Source organism: Fervidobacterium nodosum Rt17-B1, from assembly GCF_000017545.1.
Taxonomy (GTDB): domain Bacteria; phylum Thermotogota; class Thermotogae; order Thermotogales; family Fervidobacteriaceae; genus Fervidobacterium; species Fervidobacterium nodosum.
Map to the genome: position 1 here is coordinate 843664 of NC_009718.1, position 18026 is coordinate 861689.

Annotated in this window: 15 protein-coding genes; 3 read left to right on the top strand and 12 right to left on the bottom strand. The window is 34.8% G+C overall.

All coding sequences use genetic code 11. The annotated features are described in order from the left end of the window. Positions 1 to 58: 58 nt before the first annotated feature. Complete coding sequence (locus FNOD_RS03980; RefSeq protein ID WP_011993938.1) at positions 59 to 511, bottom strand: YkgJ family cysteine cluster protein; 453 nt, start codon at positions 509 to 511, stop codon at positions 59 to 61. A gap of 82 nt (positions 512 to 593) precedes the next feature. Here FNOD_RS03980 and FNOD_RS03985 point away from each other — a divergent pair, with 82 nt between their 5' ends. Continuing rightward, on the top strand, positions 594 to 1154 hold the full coding sequence (locus tag FNOD_RS03985; protein WP_011993939.1) for a methionine synthase: 561 nt from the start codon (positions 594 to 596) through the stop codon (positions 1152 to 1154). A 6-nt stretch (positions 1155 to 1160) separates the two neighbouring features. On the opposite strand, the gene FNOD_RS03990 is transcribed toward FNOD_RS03985, so the two are convergent. Together FNOD_RS03990 and FNOD_RS03995 are read right to left on the bottom strand one after the other, a co-directional pair. Continuing rightward, positions 1161 to 2135: a cation diffusion facilitator family transporter gene (locus FNOD_RS03990; RefSeq protein ID WP_011993940.1), complete on the bottom strand. Its 975-nt coding sequence runs from the start codon at positions 2133 to 2135 to the stop codon at positions 1161 to 1163. Between the two features lie 32 nt (positions 2136 to 2167). Then, positions 2168 to 2464, bottom strand: coding sequence for an ArsR/SmtB family transcription factor (locus FNOD_RS03995; RefSeq protein ID WP_011993941.1), 297 nt, complete (start codon positions 2462 to 2464; stop codon positions 2168 to 2170). A gap of 146 nt (positions 2465 to 2610) precedes the next feature. On the opposite strand from FNOD_RS03995, the gene FNOD_RS04000 reads away from it, so the two are divergent. After that, positions 2611 to 4953, top strand: a complete 2343-nt coding sequence (locus tag FNOD_RS04000) for a homocysteine S-methyltransferase family protein (RefSeq protein ID WP_011993942.1) — start codon at positions 2611 to 2613, stop codon at positions 4951 to 4953. Here the strand turns inward: FNOD_RS04000 and FNOD_RS04005 are convergent, their stop codons facing one another. The 9 genes from FNOD_RS04005 to FNOD_RS04045 form a co-directional block, all read right to left on the bottom strand. After that, a complete protein-coding gene (locus FNOD_RS04005) occupies positions 4954 to 5319 on the bottom strand; it encodes a hypothetical protein (RefSeq protein ID WP_011993943.1) in 366 nt (121 codons plus the stop codon). It lies immediately after the preceding gene. A 107-nt stretch (positions 5320 to 5426) separates the two neighbouring features. After that, a complete protein-coding gene (locus FNOD_RS04010) occupies positions 5427 to 5945 on the bottom strand; it encodes a J domain-containing protein (protein ID WP_011993944.1) in 519 nt (172 codons plus the stop codon). Positions 5946 to 5948: 3 nt separating this feature from the next. Next, complete coding sequence (locus tag FNOD_RS04015) at positions 5949 to 7172, bottom strand: hypothetical protein (protein ID WP_011993945.1); 1224 nt, start codon at positions 7170 to 7172, stop codon at positions 5949 to 5951. A 32-nt stretch (positions 7173 to 7204) separates the two neighbouring features. After that, entirely contained in the window at positions 7205 to 8335 is a 1131-nt protein-coding gene (locus FNOD_RS04020) for an alanyl-tRNA editing protein (RefSeq protein WP_420794725.1), read from the bottom strand. Then, positions 8332 to 9735 carry a glutamate--tRNA ligase gene (gene gltX / locus FNOD_RS04025; protein WP_011993947.1) on the bottom strand — a complete coding sequence of 468 codons (1404 nt, stop codon included), beginning with the start codon at positions 9733 to 9735 and terminating at the stop codon, positions 8332 to 8334. Before gltX ends, FNOD_RS04020 begins: the two co-directional genes overlap by 4 nt. A 44-nt stretch (positions 9736 to 9779) precedes the next feature. Beyond that, entirely contained in the window at positions 9780 to 10940 is a 1161-nt protein-coding gene (locus tag FNOD_RS04030; protein ID WP_011993948.1) for an alkaline phosphatase family protein, read from the bottom strand. A 22-nt stretch (positions 10941 to 10962) separates the two neighbouring features. Then, positions 10963 to 13374: an ABC transporter permease subunit gene (locus FNOD_RS04035; RefSeq protein ID WP_011993949.1), complete on the bottom strand. Its 2412-nt coding sequence runs from the start codon at positions 13372 to 13374 to the stop codon at positions 10963 to 10965. After that, on the bottom strand, positions 13374 to 15083 hold the full coding sequence (locus FNOD_RS04040; RefSeq protein WP_083756795.1) for an ABC transporter permease subunit: 1710 nt from the start codon (positions 15081 to 15083) through the stop codon (positions 13374 to 13376). Before FNOD_RS04040 ends, FNOD_RS04035 begins: the two co-directional genes overlap by 1 nt. A gap of 85 nt (positions 15084 to 15168) precedes the next feature. After that, positions 15169 to 16356 (bottom strand): sugar ABC transporter substrate-binding protein, encoded by a 1188-nt coding sequence (locus FNOD_RS04045; protein ID WP_011993951.1) that lies wholly within the window; start codon positions 16354 to 16356, stop codon positions 15169 to 15171. 314 nt (positions 16357 to 16670) lie between these two features. Here FNOD_RS04045 and FNOD_RS04050 point away from each other — a divergent pair, with 314 nt between their 5' ends. Beyond that, a complete protein-coding gene (locus FNOD_RS04050) occupies positions 16671 to 18014 on the top strand; it encodes a cyclic 2,3-diphosphoglycerate synthase (protein ID WP_011993952.1) in 1344 nt (447 codons plus the stop codon). Positions 18015 to 18026 lie beyond the last annotated feature (12 nt).

The following is an 18026-nucleotide window of genomic DNA, read 5'->3' on the forward strand; positions in this document are numbered from 1 at the left end:
AACAGCGGGATTTTGATTTTCAGATTTGTCCCGCTGTTTTTTTACTTTATTTACTTTCTCATTGACTATTTTCAACTTCTATAGCAACATCTATAAGGACGTCAACGTAATCTTTCCAAATTTTCGATACGTACATTCGAGTGTAGCCTTGAGGGTCGCATCTTTCTTCCAATTTTGGTATCAGCATTCGACAGCTTTCAGGCCGTTCAGAAAAATCTAATTCACATCCAGTATTTGTCAAAAATGTGCATTCTCCATTGTAAGCATGGTCAAAAACGCTTCCCTCAAAGCCTTTGATAGCGGGTCTGACAAAATAAAGTTCAGCATCTTGGTCAACCCAATCCACTGTCCATCTACCGCTTATAAGAGCTTTTAATAGTTTTTCGCGCATTAAATCTCTATCTGGTGCTCCAAAATCCTCTGGTGTTGCTAATCCTGGAAAAGTTTTACAACACTTCCCACCACAAGCTTTACATATCCCTGGAATCTCTATTCCAATATTCTTTTTCATGCCATACCTCCATTTTTTTGTATTTTAATATGATAAAATTGGAATTAAGTAAGAAAATATTTCTTTGAAGGGGTGAACGAATTTGAAAAAATTTATCCCTGAAAAAATTCACTACATGCCATCAAAAAAGATTTTCTTAGCTCGTGCTGGTGCAAGGTACTCTATTACAGTTTCTGATGAAAATTTTATGGATATAGTCAATAAAATATACCTTACCGGTCTTGAATGTGTTGAGCCTGTAGTATACTGGAATATTTTCGATAAGTCAAATATACCACAAGAAGCGATACCAGGAAAGTACAATGAGTTTGAAAAGTTTGTTATATTTGTATCTACCCTGGGTCATAAATTAGACGAATGCATAGATAATATTTCAAAAGATTCCACATTACATAGTATGTTGCTGGATGCCTGGGGTTCGGAAGCTCTTGAAACTTTGAACGATAATTTTCAGAATATTTTGAGCGAAAATTACTCAATAAAAACTCAATCACGCTTTTCGCCGGGTTACGGTGATTTGCATATTTCAATTAACAAACTGTATGTTCAGCTACTTGGAATAGATGACGAAATAGCTGTATTGGATACAGGTATAATGATTCCAAGAAAGACAACTTCCTGCATTTCACCTATAATAGATTAGTGAAATTTACTTTTTGTGAGATATAACTCCACATTCCGGACATCCTTTGTATTCGAATTGTATAGTTGAATGGTAAATTTCCATCTTACTTAATTCTTGTTCTATTTTTTTATATATTACCATACTTTGACTTACAGTAACATCTTCCTTGAGATTAATATGACCTTCAAAGAAATTTGTTTTGCCGTCCAAACTCCAAATGTGAACGTGGTGAACATTTTCTATTTCTGAGATATTCTCAAGTCTTTTGATTATTTCATCAACGTCTATATTATGTGGGGTTGACTGCATCAAAACATTCAGCGATTTGATAAGAATTTCAAATGATTCTTTACCGATGTATAGAGCAATAAATATTGTTAATATTGGATCGATTGTATAAATATTCAAATACTTTATCAATATTGCGCCTAACACAACAGCAACCGATGAAAAGGCGTCTCCCAGCATGTGTAAATAAGCTGACTTAATGTTTATATCTTTCTCAGAGTGCCCCTTTAAAAAAATCATGCTGAGTATATTCGCAATCAATCCTATTGTACCAACTATAATAACTGTATCGGAATGCACAAACTCTGGTTTGATTAACCTTAAAACAGCTTCTTTTATAAGTAATACGGTTATGACCATCAATGTGACTGAATTTACAAAAGCAGAGATTATCTTAGCTCGACCATAACCAAAAGTTTTACCCTTATTTGCGCCTCTTAACGATATTTTGTGAGCAAAGTAAGCAAGTATAATGGAAAGAGCATCACTAAGGTTGTGCATGGAATCGGAAACTAACGCAAGACTTCCCGCTAACATTCCACCAATAAACTCGGCTAAAGTAATTCCAAAATTAAGTAATACAACATAGAACAATTTCTTTCCACTTAGATTTTCAATATCATTGAAATGTTCGTGAGCATGATGATCGTCATTTTCATGGTGTGAGTGAGGAATACTATGTTCATGATGAGAATAAAAATGATTAGACATAGTAAATCTCCTTTCTGTAATTTTATTTAATTCTATTTATGTTTTAAATGTTCTATAGCCTTGTTGATTATACCTTCCACATGTTCATCGTCGATAGAGTAAAACACATTCTTACCAGCCTTTTTGAATTTAACAATCCTTCCTTGCCTGAGTATCCTAAGTTGGTGTAATACCGCCGATTGTGACATATCTAAGTTTTTTGAAATTTGTGAAACATTCTTTTCCCCTTTAATAAGTTCTAAGATAATCTTAAGCCTTGTCGATTCGGAAAGTAAACCAAAGAAGTCAGATAATTTTAGAAGGTCATCTTCTGTAAACTCTGTAAACATTGCTACTCACCTCTTTTTTAAACAATTGAATAATTATTCATATGTTCATATCAATGATATCATTGAATTTGATATTGTCAACATTTAAAATGGGAATATAATATATTAAAACCAAAAAATGAATTAAAGCAAAGGAGGTAACTTCATTGACACGCAGTGAGTTTCATGTTCTTATTTCCGAACGTGTGCTCTTCTTAGATGGTGCTTATGGCACTGAATTTTTTAAGCGAGGGTACATAAAGGGTAAAGAACCAATTGAAATATTGAATGTTAAAGCTCCGGAAAAGGTATTAGAGCTTCAAAGCGAGTATGTTAAAGCTGGTGTAGATTTTCTACTCACGAATACGTTCAGTGGTAATAGGCACAAATTAAAAAAACTTGGATACGAAAATTATTTTGAGCAGATAAATTCAGAAGCCGTTAGGATCGCTAAAGAAGCTGCTAAACATTCTGAAAAGAAGGTATATATATTAGGCGATATGTCTTCTGTTGGTGAGATGATTCAACCAATAGGCGATTTGGATTCAAAGTATGTTTATAACATATTCAAAGAACAAGCGAAAGTGCTTATAGAATCCGGTGTTGATGGGATAATAATTGAGACAATGAGCGATTTGAAGGAACTTAAACTCGCTTACTTGGCGGTAAGGGATGTTTCAGAAGATATCCCATTGTTCGTAAGTATGACGTTTGAAGAAAATAGCGTTGCTGTTACAGGGACAAGCTTAGAAGTATACGTTTCTTTGTTTAACGATCTTGATGTAGATGCGATTGGTATAAACTGTACATTAACGCCAGATAAGATGGTTCCTCTTGTAAAAAAGTTGTCTATCTTTTCAAAAAAGCCTATATTTGCCGAACCTAATGCTGGAAAGCCAACTCTATCAGCCGATGGACGGTTAATTTACAAAACTACGCCAGAAGAGTTCACAGTTTACATAGAAGATTATGTAGAACTTGGCGCAAATATCGTTGGCGGTTGTTGTGGTACAGGTCCTGACCATATTAGATATATGACAAAGCTTATAGGTGAAAGAAAACCTAAAGCACGGAAAACAGAAGAACTTAACGTGATAACAAACAGAACATACATGGTTGAAGTCTCTCCGTTCCTCGTAATTGGTGAAAGGATAAACGCTGCCGCCAAAAAGAAGTTGCATGCTCAAATTAGAGAGTTTAATTTTGAAAATGTATTGAAATTGGCAAAGGACCAAGAAAAGGAAGGCGCACAAGTTCTTGATGTTAATTTAGGTTTGGAAAGTGTATTGAGTGATGAACATTTTAGAAGAATTATTGTGGAACTAGACAGGATTGTAAGTCTTCCTTTATCTTTAGATATACAATTCAACGAATACCTCGAAGTTGCGTTGTTTGAATATCCAGGAAGGGCTATTATAAATTCAGCAAAAGCTATCAAGGAAGATTTGGATGCTAAGATACGGATGCTTAAAAGATACGGTGGAATATTGATTATCCTTGCGATGGGAAAGGAAATACCAAATAGTCCTGAGGAGAGATACAAAACAGCGAAGGACGCTGTTGAATACGCAGAAAAGAATGGAATAGATCGTTCGAGAATCTTCGTCGATCCATTAGTTTTACCACTTGGGGCAAATCAAGATTACAATGTGACGCTTGAAACGATAAAGTTACTTAATAAGGAAGGTATCAAAACAAGTATAGGGTTATCAAATTTCAGTTTTGGTATGCCAAATAGGGAACAACTCAACGCTTCTTTCTTGGCACTTGCAATGCACTACGGCTTGTCTGGAGCAATATTGAATACATCTGAAGTGACGACTGTAAACATACTAAGTGGAATGAAAAAGATACTAAAAAAAGAATCAACAAATGTAAGTGTAGAGGACGTAGATAATGATTTGGCAAAATTACTTTTAGCTGGTGATGGTGTAAATGCTGAGAAACAAATAATGGCGTATCTTGATTCAATGAAACCAATAGAAGTAGCTCAAAATGTTCTTACAAAGTCGATGGAAGTAATAGGAAATCTTTACGCGCAAAATAAGATATTTTTACCACATTTGATATTAGCGGCTGAAACGGTAAAACCAATATTTAATAAGCTATTGTCTATGATAGAAGAGAAAGATTCGGCAAAACTCGGAAGAGTTTTACTTGCAACTGTTGAAGGTGATATACACGATATAGGGAAGAAAATTGTTGCAACGGTGCTTGAAAGTGCAGGTTTTGAGGTTATAGATATAGGTAAAGACGTTCCTGCGAAAGCAATTCTCGAAAAAGTCAAAGAGTTTAACCCAGATATCGTTGGATTATCTGCTATGATGACAACAACTGTCGTACAAGTTGGTGAAGTTGTAAAAACACTAAGAAATAACGGTGTTACAGTACCTGTAATAGCCGGTGGTGCATCGATGAACGAAGATCTTGCCAAACGATTTGGCAGTTTGTATGCCAAAGACGCGCAACAAGCTGTCGAAATATGCAAAGAGTTAGTATCAAAGACTTAATCAAATTTTGTTACTCTGTCTATAATAATCAGTTAGTGCATCGAATAGTTCATCTAGCTCTCTTATTCTTCCTTCTTTAATTGGTCCTGGTAACGACGAATTCTGAACCATACGTCTCATTTGAAAATATCTGTAAGAAGCAGTTGAATACGAATCCTGCGGGGTAAGTCCAAAGACTTTAAACGCTTTAATAATTTTTTCGTTTGGTAAGTCTGTTTTTACTTTGTAGTCTTTGTATAATTCTCTTTTTCTACCAACTTCTGTAGGTGATTCCGGAGAAGTCAGGAATCTTAACATTACAAATAAGGTATAGAACAAAAGCCCTATCGCAAATATTCTCAATATCATAAATATTATGAGAATCATAAACTTCCCTCCCGATACAATTATACACCAAATACGAAGCTTTTTAATCAAAAGAGCGATGCAGATTTTTTAGCATCGCTCTTTTGATTATATATAAACTATGTTCACTAAAAGTTCTTTGAGTAATAATCCGTGATGATTTCGTAAGCTTTATTCAATTCATCAAGTATTCTTTGTCTTTCATTTTCATCCATTTTTTTACTATTTATTTTTTTGACCATTTCGTAGTACTTCTCGCTAACTTTTGTATAACTAACATCAGGTGATAAGCCAAGTATCATAAAGGCTTTTTGAATATCCAAACTCATTTCTGTTTTGTTCCGAGTTGTTTCCAGTTCTTGTGTTTCCTCGTAATTATTTTCTTCATTTTCTCTATACCTTTCTTCATTTATTTCTTGAGTACTCTGCTTAGAATTTTTTGCTACATTTTTTGCACCCTTTAGAACCGAAAATAATACTCTAAAAATAGCATAAATAACAAATATTTGGAAAAAAATAAAAATTAGAGAAAAAATGCCCGATAGAGCAAAAATTTCCTCAAAGGCTCCTAAAACAATAATGAAAAATATTATGAAGAAAAAACTAATAAAACAACCGACAACAAATTTTCCTGCTTTATTTTCCATAGATTATTTAATCGTTCCTTTTTGAATGATTGATTCACCTTCGACATAGCTTACAAATGTTGCTGAGGACTTAACCTTCTTTCCTAACATATTGTATACGAGTGGTTCAAAATTTATGAATATTCCGGCAAAGTATTTTGGATCGTAAAGCGATGTAAAGAATGTTCTATCACCAGGTTTGTATTTATTTGGAGCAACGGTGTACGTTATCATCCTATCATTTTTGATAAGTATATAACTTTCCATACCATTCTCAGCGGTAAGTACTCCATATCTATCTGAGCCTACTGTTACATATTTTTTCACGTCAGCTGGCATCTTAAAACCTGTTCCAAAAACTACAGAATAAGCTGAAATATTCACATTTGAATTTTGATTATTCTGAGTATCTGTATTCATCATCTGTGAAAATGCTTGCCCAATATCTGCACATAGATACATTACGCCCGATGCTTGTAAGTTTGTTAAATTCAAAGTAGAAATAATGGCATCCAAAACGGATTTTTTAAGTGCTTCTGGTATGTTTCTGTTGACAAAGACTAGAAGGTCTCCACCCACGTTTTTATCGGCAAGTATATCGATTGGTTTATTGGAAGCTAATTCCTTTATTGCAGCTTTTGATTCCGCTGTTTTTGCATCTATTTTCTGGTAGAATGTCATCGCTGTTCCTTCAACTTTGAAATATCCGTAACCTTCGAAAGCTTGTTTTCCATCAACTATATTTACATAAGTTACTCCCAAATTACCTTTGAGAACGTTCTGCAAGTTTGCAGGCACTTTTCCTCCACCTGTTTGAACGTCGGAAAGTACGAAATAATTATCGATGAATTTAACTTTTTTCAAGGTTTCTGCGTCAAGAAATGCTTCAAGAATTTTCTTCATCTTTGTTGAACTTTTTACCGGTCCGAGAACTACAGTCATATTACCGTTATTATCAGTTGCTAAAAGCATTTCGCCCATGAAAAGATCAAAATCGTTCATCGTGTATTTCATAGAAAGTAATTGTTGCTCAAGAATTCCTCTAACCAATGATTCAAGACCGATACCCGTGTCTGAGAGAAGTAATTGACCAGTGGGTGTTGTTTTGAAAGCATCGTAAGCTTTTGCTAAATTTGGTATATAGACCAGCGTAGAGTAATCTTTTGGTAAAAATTTTAGTGCATCTGAGAATGAGAATACAAAAGCAAAAAATACAAGTGCTACAACTAAAATCTTCTTGTTCTTCATCTTTTTACACCTCCAACTTTTTTTGAATAGTTTTAATCTTCTAATATTTTTTCAAAATCATCAACTGATAATTTTTTATTATTCATATAGTTTCCAAAATCTTCTTTTCCACCACCTTTACCACCATAGTTCTCTACTAAAGCTTTTATAACATCTTTAACGTTATGTTTCTTCGAAGCAATTATGTACTTTTCTCCATCGAAATAAACGAAAATAGCGTTACTCAAGTCTAATATTTTCCAAAGGAAATTACCAACCTCGTAATAGCCTTCTAAATATATTAGACCTTCTTTTTGTAAATTTGTTGCAAGTAGTTTGGCATATTCTTCCGAAAGTTTCGACAATGTTAATGCCTGCTCACGTACCTGATTAAGTAATTTTTGTGTCCTTAAGTTAAGTTCATCTATCGACGAGGTAAGTAATTTGGATAAATCTTTAAGCACAGAATTGTACTTTTGGAAATATTTCAGAGCTCTCATTCCAGAAACAGCATAAACTCTTGTTAAATTACCTTTGACTTTCTCAGTGTCTATTATTTTAATCAATCCAACTTCCCCCGTGTAGTCTGTGTGGAATCCACCACAAGCTGATATGTCAAAATCACCTATTTTTATAAGCCTTACTTCTTCTTTTATTTTATCACTCAATTTTTTTCTAAGTGGATAAGTATTTGCACCGTTTACGTCTGTTATTATTTCTTCTATTTGTATATTAGATTGAATTATTTGATTAGAAAGTTCTTCAACTTCGTTTAACACATCTGGTTCGATATATGGAATATCTAAATCTATTGTTGAGTATTCCTCTCCCATGTGGAAACCTACTGTCTCGATCTCAGCTACATGTATAAATGCGGCAGATAGTATATGCTGACCAGTGTGTTGCTGTGCGATATCTTTTCTTCTATTTTCGTCTATTTGCACTTCATAGATGCCTAATTCGATAGGTTTGTCTAGCTCATGAATAATCCATTCTTCTGTTTCTTTTACACTTAAAACTTTTGCTCCGTTTATAAAGCCTCTATCACCTAGTTGTCCGCCCTTCCAATCAGGATAAAATGGTGATATTTTCGCGTAGGCATAATATTTTCCGTCTTTATTTTCAAATTTTTCTATATTTACTACGTTCCCAAGATACTTTCCAAGTATCTTCAAATCAATCACCCTCCAATGGTACTTATCATACCTATAGTTCTTCTTATTCTACTGAGCGTCTTTTCTTTCCCAAGAACAGCAATGCTTTCAAACAAGCCCGGTGTAACTAACCTACCAAGTACTGCTCCTCTAATTGTTTGAAATACTTTGTTTGTACCAAGGTTAAGTTCTATTGCGATTTCCCTAAGCACTTTTTCAACGTTTTCTATAGTATAATCGTTTAAATCTGAGAATTTTTTCATACCAAGTTCAAGTATATGAATCGCTTCAGGCTTTTTTAGGAATTTTTCGATATAATCATTTGAGTATTCGTAATTATCATCTACAAATGGAAGGGTAAATTCGTATAGTTGCTTTAACGTGTTAACTTTTTCTCTGGATATTTCGATAACTTTCTCTGGAATTTCAAATTTTTTCTCAGTAAACTCTTGCCACTCCTTAAAATATTTCATAAGCTCATCCAAGCTTAGCGTTCTCATATGCTTTCCGTTAACCCATTCTAATTTTTGATAATCGAACACCACGTTTTTATTTGATATCTGTTCAGGCATAAAAGATTGCACTTTTTGAGTATAATCGAATATCTCTTCATCAACGCTCCAACCTAATATGGCAAGATAATTTACAAGCGCTTTGGGAAGATAACCTTCTTTTCTAAAATGTTCAACCGCGGTTGCACCATGTCTTTTGCTGAGAGGAGTTTTATCTGCACCGAGTATGAGGGGAATGTGCATGAATTTAGGTTGTTCCCATCCAAATGCTTCGTATAAAAGTAGTTGTTTTGGAGTGTTGGATATATGGTCTTCACCACGAAGCACGTGAGTTATGTTCATAAAATGGTCGTCTATTACAACGGCATAATTATACACAGAATAGCCGTTTGATTTTAATATTATAAAATCTTCCATATGTTCTGTTGAAAATTCTATTCTACCTTTAAGCATGTCATCGAACGCTATAACTTTGTTCTCAGGCACTTTGAAAACAACGGTGAATGGATTTTTTGTTTTTGGTTCTTTTGTTGTTTTTTCAATGACTTTCTTAGGATCATTTTCATCGTATATAGCAAAATACGCGTAACCTTTTTCTACAAGTTCATAAGCATATTTTTTGTATATCTCAAGTCTCTCACTCTGTCTATAAGGTCCATAGTTTCCACCAATATCTGGTCCTTCATCCCAATACAAACCTAGCCATTTTAAATCGTTCATTATCATCTGTTCGGACTCACGAGTTGAACGTTCAGTGTCTGTATCTTCTATTCTTAATACAAATTTTCCATTGTTTTTTCTTGCAAAGAGCCAATTAAAAAGAGCGGTCCTTGCTCCGCCAACATGCAAATAACCCGTTGGACTTGGTGCAAATCTTACCCTAACTTCTTGAGATTTTTGATTTATTTCTTGACTCATTGGTACACCTCCAATTTTGGTTCAAAGTTTATCTTATTTACCAATTATCTTCTTACAAAAACTACTGGTACATATAGCTCTTCTTCTGTTAACCCTCCGTGCATTCCGTTCAATCTTTCTTCTCCGCCGCTGTAAAGATATGTAAAGGCATAGTTATCCTTTGCTACCATTATAACATCACCTATTCGATTATACAATTCTGGGTGAGCACGCCCTCTACCAAAAAGTCCCATCTCAACTGCTTCATTTGATGGTATAAATTCACTTTTTTCCGGAAAATTTTCCTCAAAGTATCTCTTGAGTAATTCAAAATTACTTTTTCTAGATAAATAGAAATACATCATTCGCATTTCACCGCCAGGTGGTGATGAAAGTAATCGGTTAAATGGATCCGTTGATTTGATAAAATAATTATTGGCACTTGGTATTTGAATCATTCCGTGGTCTGATGTGATTACAAGTAACGTATCGTTTGGTAAATTCTCACTTGCAAATCTTTTCAATTCCAAAAGTAACCTTTCCATCTCTATCTCGTAAGCCTCAGAATCCGGACCTTTTTTGTGACCAAGCCCATCTAAATAACCCCAGTATACGTATAATAAACCTTTCCAATCTTCTGAAAGTCTTTTTTTCAAAGTTGCAAGTAAATCACCCATGTAAAAATAACTCATTATATGCCCATTCCTATGTATAAGATACGACAAACCAGAGTTTGCTATCGTTGAGTGTGTTAACACTCCCCCGTAAAGCCCTTTATCTTTTAAGATATCAAAAACATTTTCTAATCTATGTATTCTCCTTTTTATTAACCCTGAAAAGATGCCACCTTCAACACCTGGATAAGAGTGTTCTATCATATTTGTTATAGCACCAATTTCGCGCAGGTACAAAATATACCCAAGAAGGCCATGTTCTTTGGGTGTACGCCCAGTAAACCAGCTTGTTACGGCCGCAACAGTTGTTGTTGGAAATACGCTTGAAGCTTTCAGAACATATTCATACCCTATCTTTTTATTTATCTCATTAAATTTTTTGTATCCCATTCCATCGATTAAGAATATAATTACCTTATTTACATTGTTGAAAACCCCCTCGAAGGAGTTTTCGAGGGGGAATTCAGGATGAAACGCCTGACAATCGAATTTTTTTAGGAATGTCGAAACAAGATTAACAATTCCTCTTTCGTAATCTGGTAAAAGTTCCAAAATTTTAAACACCTCTCATTTTTTAGCCTTTTACCGCACCTTTCACAAGTCCACCAACTATGTACTTTTGCATTAACAAGAAGAGTGTAACCATTGGTATCATACCTATTAATGCTGCCGCTGTGAATAACCCCCATTGAGTTTCAAATGGACCTGTTGAGAATGTGTAAAGACCTATAGCGTATGTGTATTGCTTAACATCTTGAAGGATAATCCTTGCCAAAACAAATTCGTTAAATGTTCCCATGAAAGTTAGGATAACTATAACTGCGAGTATCGGTGATGCGAGTGGAAGAACTATTTTTACAAATGTTTGCCATCTCGTTGCTCCATCAATTAACGCAGCTTCTTCAAGTGAATCTGGGATAGTATCATAATATCCCTTTATCAAATACATATTATACGCTATACCGCCAAGATATGCAAATATCAAACCGGATAATTTGTTCAATCCAAACCCAGGTACGTACTTACCAGCAAATGCAAGGAATGAGTAAATCGCAATCATGTACATTATGGCTGGGAACATTTGAATAAGTAACAACGACATAATTCCATACTTTCTGCCTTTAAACCTCATCCTACTAAATGGATAAGCCGCGAGCGCTGTAACAGCTGTTGTTATAATAGCAACACTGAGAGCGACTATAACACTGTTCAATATCCATCTGAGCATGTAATGGTCTGGTTTCCTCTGCCATATTTGGTCAATTCTAAACGCGGCACCATCTAAAGCTTTGAGGAGTTTTTCAGTATCTTTAATTTTCAATTTATCAGATAGTTCTGATGCTTTTCGAGACATAACATTCATATTTGGGACAACATTGGTTCTATAAGTTGAGAGAACTGTATCTGTTAACCTTTCAAGCGATTGAGGTCTCACCTTTATACCTGCTTTCGCCGCAGGCATAAATTTTGGACCTTGAATTTCGACATCTGAGAGGTAAAGCTTTAAATCATTAATGAATGAGTTATAATTTTCGGAGAAAATGTCGTAATTTGTGAACATATCTTTGGCTATTCCTGGCCAATCGATTGTTAAGATTATCTTTTTTAAAGTATTTTTCTTCTTACCATCAGTTAAGTCATTTACTATATCACTTGTTATACCAAATACTTTCTTAGATTGTAGGTTCATAATTTGTAATTGTGCAGGAAGTTTTAAATTCTGAACCCTTTGTTTTGTTTCTTCAAGTTGCTTTTTAACTATTTGAGCTTTCAAGTAAATTTTAGCTTCTGATATTGTTTCGTAAGCTTTTTCAATTTCTTGATTTAATTGGTTAATCTTTGCTTCAAAATCAGAAATCTTTTTCTTGGCTGGATTTATCTTAGCTTGAAGTTCAAGAAGTTTTGAAGTTATATTGTTAAGCTTTTCGATAAGTGTCCTTGTTTCTTTAACAGTTCCTGCTACTCTTGTAGAGAACATGTCAATCGTATTTAAAAAGTCCGCGAACGGTGCTTTGTCCTTATGCTCAAAATTATCCCATCTAGATATTATTTCATCGTAAGCTTTTTGGAATTGTTTCAATGAATTATCTAATTCAACAAGATCTTGGAACTTTTGAGAATTTACTCGAAGATTATTAATTTCTGCAAACATGTTTTCAAATTTGAATCTGACTTCTGATTCATCTGGTGTTAAAGATGAGTAAATTTGTGATTTTTCAGCAGCATTCAAAATATTTTTAGCTGATTCAAGTGAGAGCGTATATTCTTTCAGTTGTGGTATTAAATAAGAATTTATCGTTTTAAGAGTCGCTAGATATTGACTTTGATATACTCTGTAATTTTTTTCAAGAGGGCTAACCTCGTTGTTCAATAATTGTATTTGGTTTTTCAAATCATCTATTTTAGCTTTTCTCTCACCAATTAAAGAATTCCATTGTGCTTCTCCTTTTAAATAATCAACACCATCTAAAAGCGAGACATCGTATTGGTTAGTGTATAAATCGTAAGCGGCAACTTCCAAATACCTCGAAGGTTTTTGAAAATCAAGTTCTTTAATTATTTTATCCATATCTGAATTAAACATTTTTACAAGGGTATCAGAATTTTCTTCAAAATACTTTCTGAGCGTCTCAATGTTTGTATCAATTGTTTTTTTCAATGTTTCTGTTTCAGCGATGTATTTTTTGAATAGTCCGATATCTTTTTTGAAATATTCATTCGCTTTTTCTAATGTATCGTTATCGTGTGGTGGTGCCATAAGTACCAATGCATCTATATCGGAGACAAGCCTTGGTCCGTTTTTTTCTGGAGCAATAAGGTCTCTGTAATTTTGCAAAGTTAATCTATTGCTGAACAATTTTGTAGAGAACGCTGCGTTATCTCTCCTAAGTGATGTTGAAACAACCCAAACTATTGGAAACAAAACTAAAATAGACACAATTATTAGTATTATGTGAGTGAGTAATTTTCGCTCTTTCTTTACCATTATCTATTCACCTCTTCAAAGGAACCTGAGAGTTTAAAGTTTATAAAGCTCAAACTTCCAACGATTAGGAATATGAGAATGGAAATTGCTGACGCAAATCCAAAGTCTTGACCACGTCCACCTTCAAAAGCAAGTTTATAAGTGTAAGATATCAATATATCTGTCGAACCTGCCGGTGTTGTGGTATTTGGCATTGCTGGTCCACCACCTGTAAGTAAATAGATGTTAACAAAATTATTGAAGTTAAAAGCGAAGCTACCAACTAGTAATGGTGCAACTGTTGTCATGAGAAGAGGGAATGTAATTTTCCAAAATCTTTGCCATTTTGTTGCCCCGTCAATGGCCGCAGCTTCATAGTAATCTTCTGGTATACTCTGTAACGCTCCAAGTGTAACAACCATCATGTAAGGGAATCCAAGCCATGTATTAACAGTTAAAACGGCAACTTTTGCCCAAAATGGGTCATTCATCCATTTTATTGGTTCAGCACCAAAGAGTTTGGTTATGATGAACTTATTAAATATACCGTAAGTTTCGTTGAAAAATCCATTTTTCCAAACCAAAACAGATATGAACGCAGGTATTGCCCAAGGGATAATTAAAAGTGAGCGGTATATTGCTCGTCCTCTGAGGTTTGGATTGTTCAAAACAAGCGCCAAAATGAGTCCTATCACAAAGGTGAAAAGTACGCTTAAAGCTGCCCAGGTGAAGTTCCAAACGAATATCTTTGCAAATGGACCAGAAACGGTTGGGTCTGTAAATATTCTTGTGAAATTCTTAAGCCCGTAATTTGAAATATAACCCGCAACAACGATTTTTTTACCATTTTCATCTATGTCGTAAATTGTCCCATTCTCTTCAATCAAAGGCTTACCAGTTGAAGTATTTATAAGAACAGTTTTCACGACACTCTTTCCGTTTTCAATAACTTCAGCAAGTCCAAGTTTGTACATATGTTTAATACCATAAAGCAAAAGTTTGCCCTCTTCATTTTGCCTTATTGAGTATCTATTAGCTAAACTATCAACAAATTCTATTTTACTTAATGTTGGGAAAAGGATTGAATATTTGAAGAATTCTTCATTTATGAAAGTTGTTGGATCTTCGGGTGAATAAAAATATTTGAAAATTTTCCCACCGTCGTTGATTAGTTCTATCATTCCATTTTGCCTTTCCACTCTAACTCCGCTTTCTTCTAACTTAATCAATTCGGCTTCACCAAGTATTAATTCTCCAGCCTCGGTTTTAAGTGGTTTATATTCTCTCGTAATGTAAGTATTTTCTCCGTCAGATACAATTACTCTAAAATCTTTCGTCGGTTGTGTACCTTCAAATCTAACATATACATAATATTTAAGTTGCAATCCGTCATCTACGGCATAAGTGTAAATTGGATCAACAAGAAGTCTTTCAACAACTTCTTGACGTGTCATTATATGGCCAGTCCCGTAATTTGTGAAAGCGGTTCTAATAGTAAAAGCGATAGGATAAAGAACAAGTATAAAAAGCAATATAAGTGCCGGTATCATGTATCTATATGGATAACCAGCTGGATTGATAATGAAAAAATCTATAAGAAAAACTAAAACAAACAGTGTGATTGATAATTCATAAAAACCTCTTCCAATAAGAAATAATCCTCCAAGTATTCCAAAGATAGTAAAAGCTATGAGTAAAAGCCAGCCAAGTATTTTTATTATCTTCATCAATTCATCCTCCTTATAGGTAAATAAAAATACTCTTAAGAAAAAGCACGGGGGCATTATTCCCCCGTGCCCCTGAGATTGTAAGTCTTTATTTAATTTGTGCTTTTATTTGAGCAACTGCGTCTGCAAGTGCTTTTTCAGCTGGTACACCTTGATCAAGAGCTTTTGCGAGAGCATCGCCCATAGCGCCCCAAACTGCTGCCATTTCTGGAACATTTGGCATTGGGAGACCGTATTTTCCAAGGAAGTCAGCAAATTTCTTTGTAAGTGGGTCCTTTTGCATGACAAGCTCGTTAACATCTGTTCTTGATGGACATCTTGGGTCTGCTTGCCAAATTTGGTACATAACATCTTTTGTTGCGATGAACTTTGTTAAGAAGTCAAGTGCAAACAATTTGTTCTTGCTCTTAGCATTGACCATGAATCCTTGTGCTCCAAAGAATGGTTTTGGATCTTTTCCACCAGGAAGTGTTGGAATTGGTGCAACATCAAAGTTGATACCTGCTTGTTTGTATCCTGGAACTGCCCAAGGACCATTGAGTATCATAGCTGCTTGGCCGTCTTTGAAGAGTCCATCCATTGTGTTGTAGTTGTCACCAGATGTAAGTATCTTTTCATCGACAAGTTTCTTTATAAGTTTGAGACCTTCAATTGCTCCAGCATTTGCAAGCCCGACATCTTTTACGTTAACTTTACCTGATTTATCTTTTCCAAATACATATCCACCCATTCCAAAGAATGCAAATGAGCTGAAGTAGAAGTTCTTGTAATCGTAAATGAATCCTCTAACTTCTCCACCATAATCTTTTTCTATTTTCTTTGCAAGAGCGATTAATTCATCCCATGTTTTTGGTGGGTTTTGTACGTAGTCTTTGTTGTACATAATTGCTGGACCGTCAAATGCATATGGTATACCGTAAAGTTTTCCGTTGTATGTGAATCCTTGAAGAGGTGTTGGGAAGTATTTATCTCTTTCTGGAAGGTTAATTTGTTCAAGTAATCCGTTTACAACAAGTTCTCCAACCCAGTCATGTGCACCAACGATGATATCTGGACCTTCACCTGCTGGAGCTGCTGTTAAGAATTTGGATTTTATATCTCCAAAGTTTACTTGGACTACGTCAACTTGAACACCATATTTTGCCTTGTACTGATCTGCAAGTTTCTTAAGAATAGGAACTTGTGCTTCAGATGTCCAAATGGTAATCTTCTTTGCTTGGGCAAAAGCTAAAAAGACAAACAAAGCTGCTAAAATAACCGTAAGTACTTTTCTCATACACTCTACCTCCCTTTTTTTAGTGGTTTCAACTTCGTATTCTAAATCAGAAAAGCCGCATTTTCAAACCAGTATTATTATACTACAAATTTATTCAAAGTAAACAATACTTTGGAATAGTTTCCATAAAAATGCAAAAATTACCATACTTAAGCATACTAAAGCAAAAAATGATATGTTTATCGTTATTATTCTTACTTTTTATTTTTTAGATATTGTAAAGATTGAAATGTAAGAGAAGTTGTTGTATATTATTCTAGGTAAAATTTTAGGCCAAAACTGCTTGACGTTATAAACATTAGGAGGTGTAAAGTATGGAAAAAAGAAGGAGAAGAGTCATTATTTTGGGAGCCGCCGGAAGAGATTTTCACAACTTCAACACATTCTTTAGAAATAACGCAGATTACGAAGTTGTCGCTTTTACAGCAACACAGATACCAGATATAGCAGGAAGAGTCTACCCTGCTGAACTTGCTGGTCCACTTTATCCAAATGGAATTCCTATCGAAGACGAAGCAAAACTTCCAGAACTTGTTAAGAAATACGATGTAGATGAAGTTATTCTTGCCTATAGCGATTTGCCACATCAATATGTTATGGAAAGAGCAGCAATAGCACTTGCAACAGGTGCAGATTTCAAACTTATGGGACCAAAAGCGACAACTGTTGAATCAACAAAACCAGTTGTCTCAGTTTGTGCAATTAGAACAGGTTGTGGAAAGAGCCAAACAACGAGAAGAGTACTTGACATACTTAGAAGTAAAGGTTTAAAAGTTATATCAATAAGACACCCAATGCCATACGGTGATTTAGTTGCACAAAAAGTCCAAAGATTCGCTGATTACTCAGATTTGGACAAACACAACTGTACAATCGAAGAACGTGAAGAATACGAACCACATATCGACAGAAAGAGTGTTATTTACGCTGGCGTAGATTACGAAGCAATCTTAAGATCCGCTGAAGCTGAAAATCCAGATGTAATTCTCTGGGATGGTGGAAATAACGACTTCCCATTCTATAAGTCCGATTTACAAATTGTTGTTGTTGATCCACACAGACCAGGTCATGAAATTTCCTATTATCCAGGTATGGCAAACTTACTCATGGCAGATGTTATAGTAATAAACAAAGAAGAAACAGCCAACAGAGAAGATATAGAAACTGTCAGAAAGAATATCGCCAAATGGAATCCAAATGCTATCGTTGTTGATGCAGCATCGCCAATATTTGTCGACGATCCAGCAATGATTAGAGGTAAAAAAGTTCTTGTTGTCGAAGATGGTCCAACCCTAACACACGGTGAAATGAGGTACGGAGCAGGTTACGTTGCCGCAAAGAGATTTGGTGCAAGAGAAATAATTGACCCAAGACCATTTGCAGTTGGCTCAATTGTTGAAACATACAAGAAATACAACCACCTTGATGTTATCCTTCCAGCAATGGGATACGGCGAAAAACAAATCAAAGAACTTGAAGAGACAATCAATAAATCAGACGCGGAAGTTGTCATCATAGGAACACCTATTGACCTTAGAAGAGTTATGCACATCAACAAACCAGCAGTTAGAGTAAGATACGAACTCCAGGAAATTGGTGAACCAACACTTGACCAAATATTGACAGACTTTCTTAAGCAAAAAGGATTATTGAAATAATTACCCTTCAAT

What these genes read in the sequence shown, in the direction of transcription:
- FNOD_RS04010 (WP_011993944.1), bottom strand. Translation starts at nt 5,945, where the DNA reads ATGGAAAATAAAGCAGGAAAATTTGTTGTCGGTTGTTTTATTAGTTTT.
- FNOD_RS04045 (WP_011993951.1), bottom strand. Translation starts at nt 16,356, where the DNA reads ATGAGAAAAGTACTTACGGTTATTTTAGCAGCTTTGTTTGTCTTTTTA.
- FNOD_RS04015 (WP_011993945.1), bottom strand. Translation starts at nt 7,172, where the DNA reads ATGAAGAACAAGAAGATTTTAGTTGTAGCACTTGTATTTTTTGCTTTT.
- FNOD_RS03980 (WP_011993938.1), bottom strand. Translation starts at nt 511, where the DNA reads ATGAAAAAGAATATTGGAATAGAGATTCCAGGGATATGTAAAGCTTGT.
- FNOD_RS04005 (WP_011993943.1), bottom strand. Translation starts at nt 5,319, where the DNA reads ATGATTCTCATAATATTTATGATATTGAGAATATTTGCGATAGGGCTT.
- FNOD_RS04035 (WP_011993949.1), bottom strand. Translation starts at nt 13,374, where the DNA reads ATGGTAAAGAAAGAGCGAAAATTACTCACTCACATAATACTAATAATT.
- FNOD_RS04050 (WP_011993952.1), top strand. Translation starts at nt 16,671, where the DNA reads ATGGAAAAAAGAAGGAGAAGAGTCATTATTTTGGGAGCCGCCGGAAGA.
- FNOD_RS03995 (WP_011993941.1), bottom strand. Translation starts at nt 2,464, where the DNA reads ATGTTTACAGAGTTTACAGAAGATGACCTTCTAAAATTATCTGACTTC.
- FNOD_RS03990 (WP_011993940.1), bottom strand. Translation starts at nt 2,135, where the DNA reads ATGTCTAATCATTTTTATTCTCATCATGAACATAGTATTCCTCACTCA.
- gltX (WP_011993947.1), bottom strand. Translation starts at nt 9,735, where the DNA reads ATGAGTCAAGAAATAAATCAAAAATCTCAAGAAGTTAGGGTAAGATTT.